This window comes from Streptomyces sp. SKN60 (assembly GCF_026236535.1).
GTDB lineage: Bacteria > Actinomycetota > Actinomycetes > Streptomycetales > Streptomycetaceae > Streptomyces.
Map to the genome: position 1 here is coordinate 196,452 of NZ_JAHTMW010000012.1, position 11,995 is coordinate 208,446.

Annotated in this window: 7 protein-coding genes; 3 read left to right on the top strand and 4 right to left on the bottom strand. The window is 73.2% G+C overall.

The annotated features are described in order from the left end of the window. Positions 1-5: 5 nt before the first annotated feature. Positions 6-2,564 (top strand): ATP-dependent helicase HrpB, encoded by a 2,559-nt coding sequence (gene hrpB / locus KV205_RS21675; protein WP_265866179.1) that lies wholly within the window; start codon positions 6-8, stop codon positions 2,562-2,564. Here hrpB and KV205_RS21680 read toward each other — a convergent pair. The 3 genes from KV205_RS21680 to KV205_RS21690 form a co-directional block, all read right to left on the bottom strand. Continuing rightward, positions 2,548-3,573, bottom strand: a complete 1,026-nt coding sequence (locus tag KV205_RS21680) for a DUF3068 domain-containing protein (RefSeq protein ID WP_265866180.1) — start codon at positions 3,571-3,573, stop codon at positions 2,548-2,550. The genes hrpB and KV205_RS21680 overlap by 17 nt on opposite strands. A gap of 11 nt (positions 3,574-3,584) precedes the next feature. Further along, a complete protein-coding gene (locus KV205_RS21685) occupies positions 3,585-3,725 on the bottom strand; it encodes an SPW_0924 family protein (RefSeq protein WP_265866181.1) in 141 nt (46 codons plus the stop codon). Positions 3,726-3,889: 164 nt separating this feature from the next. Next, positions 3,890-5,641 (bottom strand): lytic transglycosylase, encoded by a 1,752-nt coding sequence (locus KV205_RS21690; protein ID WP_265866182.1) that lies wholly within the window; start codon positions 5,639-5,641, stop codon positions 3,890-3,892. Positions 5,642-5,832: 191 nt separating this feature from the next. Between KV205_RS21690 and KV205_RS21695 the strand changes: the two genes are divergently transcribed. Then, the gene (locus tag KV205_RS21695; RefSeq protein WP_265866184.1) at positions 5,833-6,711 is read left to right on the top strand and encodes a DUF4184 family protein; all 879 of its coding nucleotides are present in this window, start codon (positions 5,833-5,835) and stop codon (positions 6,709-6,711) included. A 58-nt stretch (positions 6,712-6,769) separates the two neighbouring features. Here the strand turns inward: KV205_RS21695 and polA are convergent, their stop codons facing one another. Further along, positions 6,770-9,490 carry a DNA polymerase I gene (gene polA / locus KV205_RS21700; protein WP_265866186.1) on the bottom strand — a complete coding sequence of 907 codons (2,721 nt, stop codon included), beginning with the start codon at positions 9,488-9,490 and terminating at the stop codon, positions 6,770-6,772. 155 nt (positions 9,491-9,645) lie between these two features. Between polA and KV205_RS21705 the strand changes: the two genes are divergently transcribed. Beyond that, the gene (locus tag KV205_RS21705) at positions 9,646-11,928 is read left to right on the top strand and encodes an FdhF/YdeP family oxidoreductase (RefSeq protein WP_265866188.1); all 2,283 of its coding nucleotides are present in this window, start codon (positions 9,646-9,648) and stop codon (positions 11,926-11,928) included. The last annotated feature ends 67 nt before the right edge of the window (positions 11,929-11,995 follow it).

An 11,995-nucleotide genomic window follows, 5' to 3' on the forward strand; every position in this document is an offset into this window, starting at 1 on the left:
GCCGCGTGATCCGAAACGACGCACTCGACCTGCTTCCCGTCCGCCATGCCGTCCCCGAGCTGCTGACCGCGCTCGAGGAGCGCGGCACGGCGGTGCTGCACGCCCCGCCGGGGACCGGCAAGACCACGCTGGTCCCGCTGGCCCTCGCGGGTCTTATAGGGGACGGGCCGGAGCGGCGGGTGCTGGTCGCCGAGCCGCGCCGGATGGCGGTGCGGGCGGCGGCGCGGCGGATGGCCTGGCTGCTCGGCGAGGAGGTCGGCGGGTCCGTCGGTTTCTCCGTGCGCGGGGAGCGGCGGACCGGTCCGGCCACCCGGGTCGAGGTGGTGACCACGGGCGTGCTGCTCCAGCGGCTGCAGCGCGATCCCGAGCTGGCCGGCGTGGACGTGGTGCTGCTCGACGAGTGCCACGAGCGGCATCTGGACGCGGACACGGCGCTCGCGTTCCTGGTGGACGTGCGGGCGGCGCTGCGGCCCGAGCTGCGGCTGATCGCCGCGTCGGCGACGAGCGACGCGGCGGCCTGGGCGGAGCTGCTGACCGTCCTCGACGGGGGCGGTCCGGCGCCGGTGGTGCGGGCGGAGGGGAAGGTCCATGGCTCCGCGATCCACTTCGCACCGCCGCCGGCCGGGGTGCGGCCGGCGCACGGCACCTGGGTGGACCCGGCGCTGCTGCGGCATGTGGCCGCGACGGTGCGGGAGGCGCTGGAGCGGCACGAGGGCGATCTGCTCTGTTTCCTGCCGGGCACCGGGGAGATCGCCCGGACGGCCGGGCTGCTCGCGGGCGTGGACGCCGAGGTGCTGCAGTTGCACGGGCGGGCGCCGGCGGCGGTGCAGGACGCGGTGCTGCGGGGCGGCGGGCCGGGCGGGCGGCGCCGGGTGGTCCTGACGACCTCGGTGGCGGAGTCGAGCCTGACGGTGCCGGGCGTGCGGATCGTGGTCGATTCCGGGCTTTCCCGGGAGCCTCGGACGGACCATGCGCGGGGCCTGGGTTCGCTGGCCACCGTGCCGGTGTCGGCGGCGGTCGCGACGCAGCGCGCCGGGCGGGCCGGGCGCGAGGCCTTCGGCACGGTGTACCGCTGCTGGTCGACGGCGGAGGACGCGCGGCTCGCACGGTTCCCCGCCCCCGAGATCAAGGTCGCCGATCTGACCGATTTCGCGCTGCGGGCGGCGTGCTGGGGGGATCCCTCGGCGGCCGGTCTCGCGCTGCTCGACGCGCCGCCGGCCGGGGCGATGGCGGCGGCCCGGCAGGTTCTGACGGCGATCGGCGCGGTGGACGGGGAGGGCCGGGCCACCGACCGCGGGGTGCGGATGTCCCGGCTCGGTCTGCATCCGCGCCTCGGGCGGGCGCTGCTCGACGGGGCGCCCGAGGTCGGGGCGCGGCGGGCGGCGGAGGTGGTGGCGCTGCTGAGCGAGGAGCCGCCCCGGGAGTACGGGGACGATCTGGCGGCGGCCTGGCGCGAGGCCCGCCGCGGCGGCGACGGGTACGGGGCGCGCTGGAAGGCGGAGGTGCGGCGGCTGGAGCGGTCGGCCGGCGAGGCGGCCGGGCCCGGTGCGGACGGGCGGACCGCGGGACCGGGGGCCGCCGGGGAGGACGCGGTGGCGGGGCTGGTGACGGCGCTGGCGTTTCCGGAGCGGGTGGCGCGGGCCCGGGAGCAGGGCGGCTGTCTGATGGTGTCGGGCACCGGGGCGCGGCTCGCCGAGGGTTCGGGGCTGCGGTCGGCGCCGTGGCTGGCGGTCGCGGTGGCGGACCGGACGGTGCAGAGCGCCGTGGCCCGGGTGCGGCTCGCGGCCGTGGTGGACGAGGCGGTGGCGCGGCGGGCGGCGGGGCATCTGCTGAGCTCGGGCGAGGAGGTCCACTGGGAGGACGGGGACGTGGTGGCCCGGTCGGTGGAGCGGCTGGGGGCGGTGGAGCTGACGGTGCGGCCGCTGCGGGACGCGGTCGATCCGGCGCTGGTGCGGGCGGCGCTGCTCGACGGGCTGCGCCGGGAGGGCACGGGGCTGCTGCGGTGGTCGCGGGACGCGGTGGAGCTGCGGAGCCGGCTGGCCTTCCTGCACCGGGTGGTGGGCGAGCCGTGGCCCGAGGTGTCGGAGGAGGCGCTGCTCGGCCGGGCGGCGGAGTGGCTGGAGCCGGAGCTGTCGCGGGCCCGCCGACGGGCCGATCTGGGGCGGATCGACGCGGGTGAGGGGCTGCGCCGGCTGCTGCCGTGGGCGACGGGCGAGGCGGGGCGGCTGGACGAGCTGGCGCCGGAGCGGATCGAGGTGCCGAGCGGTTCGCGGATACGGGTGGAGTACGGCGGGGAGCGGCCGGTGCTCGCGGTGAAGCTGCAGGAGATGTTCGGGCTCGCCGAGACGCCCCGGGTGGCGGGGGTGCCGGTCCTGGTGCACCTGCTGTCCCCCGCCGGGCGGCCGGCGGCGGTGACCTCGGACCTGGCCTCGTTCTGGCGGGAGGGCTACCGGGCGGTGCGGGCGGAGCTGCGGGGGCGGTATCCGAAGCACCCGTGGCCGGAGGACCCCTCGGTGGCGGAGCCGACCCGGCACACCAGTGCCCGGCTCAGGCGGGAGCGCTGACGGGCCCGGGCCCGGGGTCCGGACCCGGGTCGGGACCGGGGTCGGTACCGATCGCGGTCGCGGTCGCGGGGCGGCGGGAGCGGGCCTCCAGCCAGAGGGAGAGGGCGAGCAGGACGAGGGCGAGGACGGTGAAGCTCCACGGGAGATAGGAGACGAGCAGGAGCACCATCAGGCGGTTGCTCTCGACCAGGTCGACGACGTAGGCGATGTAGTCCTCGCGCATCTTCACGTGGCCTGCGAAGACGGTGACGGTGTCCTGGCCCATGAGGGCGCGGGCGTTGCGGAGTTCCTCCCGGTGGATCTCCTCGCCGTTGACGGGGGCGCCGGTGACGGGGTCGATCCAGAACATGCGCTTGGTGGTGTACCAGCGGGTGAGGCCGGTCTTGGCGAGGACGTCCGGGGTGATGCCCTGGACCGGCATGGTCTTGGGCATGGGGACCTCGGTCCAGGGGACGGTCTGCTCGAAGTAGTAGACCTCCAGGCCGCGGAAGGTGCGGGTGCCCTGGTAGTGGATGGGGGCGGAGGTGCGGGTCTGGGCGTCGAAGTACTGGTAGTCCCGCTTCTCGGTGAGGAAGGGCCACTTGAACTCGATGCCCTCGCGGCGGACCGGGTCGCCGTCGACCATCTCGCCGGTGGCGTGGACGGGGTCCTGGGTGTGGGCGTCGAAGACGTAGCGCTCGGGGATCTTGGAGACCATCTTGCCGTCGGGGCCGAGGACATAGGAGAGGGAGTCCCAGACCACGACGTCACGGCCGGCGTCGCGCTCGATCTTCTTCGACTCCTCCACATTGCCCTTGAGGGTCTGGACGATCGTGATCTTGTCGACCTGCTCGGACTTGAGGGTGGAGTAGTTCAGGAGGGTCGCGGGCTTCGCCTCCAGGACGGTCTCCTGGTACTGGTTCGGCGGGATCTTGGCGAGCCGGGGGAAGGCGTACCAGCGCATGGTCGGGGCCATGGCGGCGAAGAAGACGGCGAACGAGAGCAGGACGAGGCTCGCTCGGCGGCGCATGGGGCGGCCCCTCACTTCTTGGGGCCGGGATCGGCGGTGAGCAGGGGCAGCGGCGAGGTCGGCCCGTCCGGCGGCAGATCGGTGAAGGAGACGAGCAGGATGAACAGGAGGACGGGCACGAGTCCGATGACGGCTGCGGCAAGGGCGCGCAAGGTCGGCCTCCCGGTGCTCGATCTGATACGTCGCCAGGGCGGGGGCACCGTAGCAACGCGACCGCGAGATGAGAACACGTTGCACTCAGAACGCGTGCGCCCCCGGGTCCGGCGCGGCGGACACGGGGGCGGCACGAGGGGCCGGGCTGGCAGCGCCCGGGCGGTCAGGAACTCGGCGTGGGCGACGGGGTGCCGGTCCCGGACTCCGAGGGCGACGGGGTCGGCGTGGGAGTCGGGGTGGGCTCGGGCTCCGGGGCGGTCACCTTGAAGGTGACGGTGAGCGTGCCGCCGCCGGGCGCGGTGATCCGCAGGGTGAAGGTCCCGGCCGTGTCGCCCGCGAAGACCTCCGGCAGCGTGAACGTGCCGTCGGCCGCGGTCCGCAGGCCGGTGAGGGTGCGGACCGGGTTGCCGTCGGCGTCCTTGAAGAAGGGTCCTTCGGTGGCGGGCTTCGGGTCCTCGGTCGAGGTGACGAAGGTGGCGGTGAGGGCGACGCCAGCGGCGACGTTGCCGTCGTCGGTGGCCTTGACGGCGACCCGGTCGGCGAAGCTGCCGCCGGTGACGGCCGCGAGCTCCTTGGCGTCGAGGCGGGTGAGGGTGTCGGCGGAGCGCTCGGTGACGGTCGCGGTGAACTCGACCGCGTTCAGGGTCCGGCCGGCCACGGCGGCGCTGACGGTGAAGGCGCCGGTGGCCTCGCCGGCCTTGAGGGTGGGGGCGACGGCCTTGCCGTTGCTGCCGGTGACGACGGTGACCTCGCGCACGCCGACGGCGAACCGGGTGTCGGTGTCGCCGACCACCCGGAACCGCACCTGGACGCCGGGGACCGGCTTGCCGGCCGCGTCGACGGCGAGCACGGTGGGCCGGGTGACGAAGCCGCTGCCCGCACGGGCGGTGAGGGTGGTGGCGCCGTCCCGGGAGATCCGGGTCACCCGGCTCGCGGGGTCGGTGACCGGCGGAGTGGTGGGCTTCGACGGCGTCGGCTTGGCGGGGGTGGGCTTCGGCGTGGCCGGCGTCGGGCTCGGCTTCGGCGACGCGGGGGTCGTCGGGAGCGGACGGGTGCCGGCCGGGTTGGTGACCGGGTCGTCGCTGCGGTGGCCGGGGAGCTGGCCGGTGCCGTCGGGCACCTGGTGGGAGTTGCGCTTGTAGTACTCGAACCAGGAGAGCACCGTGCGCAGGTACTCGTTGGAGTGGTTGTAGCTCAGGATCGCCTGGTCGAGGTCGGCCTGGAGGGCGAGGTTGCGGCCGTTGGCGCAGAGGTAGAGGCCGGCGGCCTGGGCCGCGTCGTAGATGTTGCTGGGGTCCTTCTTCCCGTCGCTGTTGGCGTCCTGGCCCCAGGTCTTCCAGGTGGACGGGATGAACTGCATCGGGCCGATCGCCCGGTCGTGCGTGGTGTCGCCGTCGTACAGGCCGCCGTCGGTGTCGGAGATGTTGGCGAAGCCGACGCCGTTGAGGACCGGGCCGAGGATCGGGGACTTGGTGGTGCCGTTGGCGTCGACGTTGCCGCCGCCGGCCTGCCCGGACTCGACCTTGCCGATGCCGGCGAGCAGCTGCCAGGGCAGGTTGCAGCCGGGGTCGGTGGAGCGTATCGACTCCTCGGCGCGCTTGTAGGCCGCGTAGACGGTCGCGGGTATGCCGGCCTCACCGGGGCCGGTGAACAGCGGCGGGGTGGTGGGCGCGCCGGGCTTGTTGGGGGTGTTCAGCGGGGGCAGCTCGGTGTAGTACGGCGAGTCGCCGGAGGCCGAGCCGTCCGGGGGTGTGGTCGCGTCACCGGCACCGATGGGCAGGTCGCCGCTCGTGCCGTCGGTGGGCGGCGTGGTCGTGCCGGGTGCCTGAGAGGCGGCGAGCGCCGCGACCGCGGCGGCCACGACCGCACCGCTGGTGGCTCCCCTGCGTAGCCGGCGGCCCAAGTGCGCTGCCATACGTGTGGTCCTCCCCGTGTCCCCTCCGCGCTCCCCGCGCGGCTCCGATCGCCGACCCTATGCCAACTCCGGTCACCGGGACACCGCGTGCTGACCGTCTTTCACTGTTTCGTCACTACTTGGCCGCCGGAGCTTTCTCCGTCGGACGGTCCTGAATACTGAGGGGGCACTTCGGATCGAGGGGGAGTTCCGTGCCGTTCACACTCAGTCATGCCGCAGCGGTCCTGCCGGGCATCCGCCGCGGCGGAACGGGCCGGGGCCCGCTGGTGGCGTCGGCGCTCGTCGCCGGCTCCTTCTCCCCCGACATGACGTACTTCGCGGCCTCGGCGATTCCCGGCGCGATGCTGTTCGGGAACGTCACGCACTCCTTCCTCGGCGTCGTCACCGTCGACGTGCTCATCACGGCGGCGATGGTGGGGCTGTGGCTCCTGGTGCGCGAGCCGCTGGTGGCGCTGCTGCCGCGGGGGTGGCGGGGCCGGGTGTACGGCTTCGTGCGCGGCCGGCCGTGGCGGGAGCGGCATCCGGCGGCGCTGGCCGGGTGGTTCGTGCTGTCGGCGATGATCGGCGCGACCACGCACGTGGTGTGGGACGCGTTCACCCATCTCGACCGGTGGGGCACCCGGGTGATCCCGGTCCTCGGCGAGGTCGTGGCCGGCTTCCCCGTCTACCTCTACGCGCAGTACGGGGGTTCGGCGCTGGCCCTGGTGCTGCTCTGCTGGTTCACCGTACGGGCCCTGCGCGCGACGCCCCTGGACGCACCGGTGCCCGCGCGGGTGCCGGTCCTCGACCGGCGCGGGCTGCTGCTCGCGGCGGCGGTGATCGGGGGGTGCGTGGTGGCCGGGGCGGTGCAGCGGGTGCTGCGCTTCTACGCGTACTGGGGGCGGATCGGGACGCCGGTCGACATCATCCCGACGCTGTGCTTCGGGGCGGGGTCGGGGTTGTTCGTGGGGGTGCTGGTGTACGGGGTGGGGGTGCGGGTCCGGGCCGGTGCGGGTGCGGGTCCGGGGGTGCCGCCCGTTGCCCCTGTGGCGGAACGTACTCCGGAGCGTTCCGGTCAGGGCCCCCACTGACCGTCAGCCGAAAGGCCCGGCCCTCGTGGGGCCGGGCCTTTCAGGTCGGGACGTCGCGTCAGTGCGCCGCCTCGTCCCAGTTCTGGCCGACGCCCACCGAGACATCCAGCGGGGCGCGCAGCGTGACCGCGTCGGACATGTGGGCGCGGACGAGGGATTCGACCTGGGCGCGTTCGCCGGGGGCGAGTTCGAGGACGATTTCGTCGTGGACCTGGAGGAGCATGCGGGAGGCGAGGCCGGACTCGGTGAGGGCGCGGTCGACGTCGAGCATGGCGACCTTGACGATGTCGGCGGCGGTGCCCTGGATCGGGGCGTTGAGGGCCATGCGTTCGGCGGCCTCGCGGCGCTGGCGGTTGTCGCTGTTGAGGTCCGGGAGGTAGCGGCGGCGGCCGAGCATGGTCTCGGTGTAGCCGGTGGCGCGGGCCTCGTCGACGACGCGGCGCAGATAGTCGCGGACGCCGCCGAAGCGCTCGAAGTAGGTGTCCATCAGGCCGCGCGCCTCGGCCGGCTCGATGCCCAGCTGCTGGGAGAGGCCGAAGGCGGAGAGCCCGTACGCCAGGCCGTACGACATGGCCTTGATCTTGCGGCGCATCTCGGCGTCGACGGCGGACCGCTCGACGCCGAAGACCTGGGAGGCGACGGTGGTGTGCAGGTCCTCGCCGGAGGTGAAGGCCTCGATCAGGCCCTCGTCCTCGGAGAGGTGGGCCATGACGCGCAGTTCGATCTGGCTGTAGTCGGCGGTCATCAGGGCCTCGAAGCCCTCGCCGACGACGAAGCCGTGGCGGATGGCGCGGCCCTCGTCGGTCCGTACCGGCACGTTCTGCAGGTTGGGGTCGGTGGAGGAGAGACGGCCGGTCGTGGCGACGGTCTGGCTGAAGGTGGTGTGGATGCGTCCGTCGGCGGCGACGGTCTTGATGAGGCCCTCGACGGTGGAGCGCAGCCGGGCCTGCTCGCGGTGGCGGAGCATGATGACCGGGAGCTCGTGCTCGGTCTGGCCGGCGAGCCAGGCGAGCGCGTCGGCGTCCGTGGTGTAGCCGGTCTTGGTCTTCTTGGTCTTCGGCAGGTTGAGCTCGCCGAAGAAGACCTCCTGGAGCTGCTTGGGCGAGCCGAGGTTGAACTCGTGGCCGACGGAGGCGTGCGCCTCCTTCACGGCCTGCTGCACGGCGCCGGCGAACTGCTGCTCCAGGGCCTCCAGGTGGTCCCGGTCGGCGGCGATGCCGTGCCGCTCCAGGCGGGCGAGGAGCACGGAGGTGGGGAGCTCGACCTGGTGGAGGAGGTCCTTGGCGCCGACCTCGGCGAGCTTCTCCTCGAAGGCGGTGCCGAGGTCGAGCACGGCGCGGGCCTGGCTCATCAGGGCCTCGGCCTCGGCGGTGTCCTCGGCGCCGAAGGCGAGCTGGCCGTCGGCGGCCGCGGCGGGGGCGAGCTCGCGCCCGAGGTACTCGACGGACAGGGCGTCCAGGGCGAAGGAGCGGCGGCCGGGCTTCACCAGGTAGGCGGCGAGCGCGGTGTCCATGGTGACGCCGGCGACGCTCCAGCCGTGCTCGGGGAAGACCCGCATGGCGCCCTTGGCGTTGTGCATGATCTTCGGGCGGTCGGCGTCGGCGATCCAGGCCGACCAGGCCTTCTCGTCGCCCTCGTCCAGCTCGGTCGGGTCGAACCAGGCGGCGGCGCCTCCTTCCGCGGCGAGGGCCACCTCGGTGACGCTGCCGGTGCCGAGAGCCCAGCTGTCGACGGTGGCGATGCCGAGCGGCTGCCCGCCGTGCTCGGCGAGCCAGCCGGCGAGCTCGCCGGAGCCGAGGACGGTGAAGTCGAGCTCGACGCCGGGGGCCGGCGCGGGGGCGGTCTCCTCGGCGGCACCGGGGTCGACGGCGAGGAGCCGCTCGCGCAGCGAGGGGTTGCGGATCTCCAGGGTGTCGAGGACGAGGGCGACGGCCGTCCGGTCGTACGGCTCGCGGGCGAGGTCCGTCACGGTCTTCGGCAGCTCGACGTCGCGGACCATCTCGGTGAGGCGCCGGTTGAGCTTCACCGACTCCAGGTGGTCACGGAAGTTCTGGCCTGCCTTGCCCTTGACCTCCTCGGCGCGGTCCACGAGTTCGGCGAAGGAGCCGAACTGGTTGATCCACTTCGCGGCGGTCTTCTCGCCGACGCCGGGGATGCCGGGCAGGTTGTCGGACGGGTCGCCGCGCAGGGCCGCGAAGTCGGGGTACTGCGAGGGCGTGAGCCCGTACTTCTCCTGGACCTTGTCCGGGGTGAAGCGGGTCAGCTCGGAGACGCCCTTGGTGGGGTAGAGCACGGTGGTGTGGTCGGTGACGAGCTGGAAGGAGTCCCGGTCGCCGGTGACGATGAGGACCTCGAAGCCCTCGGCCTCGGCCTGGGTGGCGAGGGTGGCGATGACGTCGTCCGCCTCGAAGCCCTCGACGGCGAAGCGCGGCGCGTGCATGGCGTCGAGCAGCTCGCCGATCAGCTCGACCTGTCCCTTGAACTCGTCGGGGGTCTTGGAGCGGTTCGCCTTGTACTCGGGGAACTCGTCGGAACGCCAGGTCTTGCGGGACACGTCGAACGCGACGGCGAAGTGCGTGGGCGCCTCGTCGCGGAGCGTGTTCGCCAGCATGGACGCGAATCCGTAGATCGCGTTCGTCGGCTGCCCGGTCGCGGTGGTGAAGTTCTCCGCGGGCAGTGCGAAGAACGCCCGGTACGCCAGGGAGTGCCCGTCCATGAGGAGCAGGCGCGGGCGGTTCTCTTCGGTCATATCGGTCTTCTTCGCTGCTGTCTCGGCCACGGGACGATCCTGCCACGCGCGACTGACATTCCCGTCCACCGTTCCTGTCGACCCCGCTCCGCTCCCGCGGCCACCTACCGCGCATGGCCCGATGTCAGGGGTGCGTGACAGGATCGGGTCGTACGACAGCTTTGTTTCGCTCAAGGGAGAGCGCGATGGTCAGCAAGCCGCCCGCCGGTGACCCGGTCCAGGACGCGCCGCAGGTCGCGGCGCCGCAGCACGCGGCCGCGGGGCTGCCCGCCGTCGCGCACACGCTGCGGATCGCCCAGGCGCAGATGGGTGTGCGGCGCACCGCGCGCACGCTGCTCAAGGTCAACCAGAAGGACGGCTTCGACTGTCCGGGCTGCGCGTGGCCGGAGGGCGACAAGCGCCATGTGGCGGAGTTCTGCGAGAACGGGGCGAAGGCGGTCGCCGAGGAGGCGACGCTGCGCCGGGTGACGCCCGCGTTCTTCGCCGCGCACCCGGTGGCGGACCTGGCGGAGCGCAGTGGTTACTGGCTGGGCCAGCAGGGCCGGATCACGCACCCCATGTATCTGCCGGAGGGTGCCGACCGGTACGAGGCGGTGAGCTGGGAGCGGGCGTTCGCGATCATCGCGGAGGAGCTGACGGCGCTGTCCTCGCCGGACGAGGCGCTCTTCTACACCTCGGGCCGGACCAGCAACGAGGCGGCGTTCCTGCTGCAGCTCTTCGCCCGCGAGTTCGGTACGAACAATCTGCCGGACTGCTCCAACATGTGCCACGAGTCCTCGGGCTCGGCGCTGAGCGAGACCATCGGCATCGGCAAGGGCAGCGTGTCCCTGGAGGACCTGCACCGGGCCGATCTGATCGTCGTCGCCGGGCAGAACCCGGGGACGAACCATCCGCGGATGCTGTCGGCCCTGGAGAAGGCCAAGGCCGCCGGCGCGAAGATCATCTCGGTGAATCCGCTGCCGGAGGCCGGTCTGGAGCGGTTCAAGAACCCGCAGACCCCGCAGGGCATGCTCCGGGGCGCCGCGCTCACCGATCTCTTCCTGCAGGTCCGGATCGGCGGCGACCAGGCGCTGTTCCGGCTGCTCAACAAGCTCGTCCTGGAGACTCCGGGGGCGGTGGACGAGGAGTTCGTCGCCGCGCACACCCATGGGTACGAGGAGTTCGCGGCGGCCGCGAAGGACGCCGACTGGGACGAGACGCTCGCGGCGACCGGGCTCTCCCGGGCGGAGATCGAGCGGGCCCTGGAGATGGTGCTGGCCTCGGAGCGGACGATCGTCTGCTGGGCGATGGGCCTGACCCAGCACAAGCACTCGGTGCCGACGATCCGCGAGGTCGTGAACCTCCTGCTGCTGCGGGGCGCCATCGGGCGGCCGGGCGCGGGGGTGTGCCCGGTGCGCGGTCACTCCAATGTGCAGGGCGACCGCACCATGGGCATCTTCGAGCGGCCGGCCGCGGCCTTCCTGGACGCCCTGGACAAGGAGTTCGGGATCGTCTCGCCGCGCCATCACGGCTATGACGTGGTGCGGGCCATCGAGGCGCTGCGCGACGGCGACGCGAAGGTGTTCTTCGCGATGGGCGGCAATTTCGTCGGGGCGACCCCGGACACCGAGGTCACCGAGGCGGCGATGCGCAAGGCCCGCCTCACGGTGCACGTGTCGACGAAGCTGAACCGTTCGCACGCGGTGACCGGCACCCGCGCGCTGATCCTGCCGACGCTCGGCCGTACGGACAAGGACGTGCAGAAGGGCGGGCGGCAGTTCGTGACGGTCGAGGACTCGATGGGTCTGGTGCACGCCTCGCGCGGCAATCTGCCGCAGGCGAGCCCGCACCTGCTGTCCGAGCCGGCGATCGTGGCGCGGATGGCGCGGGCGGTGCTCGGAGCGGGCTCGGCGACGCCGTGGGAGGACTTCGAGGCGGACTACGCGACGATCCGCGACCGGATCGCCCGGGTGATCCCGGGCTTCGAGGACTTCAACGCGCGGCTCGCGGCGAACCCGGGCGGCTTCGCGCTGCCGCACGCGCCGCGCGACGAGCGCCGTTTCCCGACGGCGACCGGGAAGGCGAACTTCACGGCGGCGCCGGTGGAGTACCCGGCGGTGCCGGAGGGGCGGCTGCTGCTGCAGACGCTGCGCTCGCACGACCAGTACAACACCACGATCTACGGTCTGGACGACCGCTACCGGGGCATCACGGGCGGCCGCCGGGTGGTCCTCGTGCACCCGGAGGACGCGGCGGCGCTCGGCTTCGCGGACGGGGCGTACGCGGATCTGGTGAGCGAGTGGACGGACGGCAGCGAGCGGCGGGCGCCCGGCTTCCGGGTGGTGCACTACCCGACGGCCCGGGGCTGCGCCGCGGCGTACTACCCGGAGACGAACGTACTGGTGCCGCTGGAGTCGACGGCCGACGTCAGCAACACCCCCGCGAGCAAGTCCGTGATCGTGCGTCTGGAAGAATCCGCAACCGCCTAAGCGTTTGCTCAGGCAGCTCGGAAGAGCGACGGAAGAGAAGTACAGGCGCACGACGACGAACGGAGCC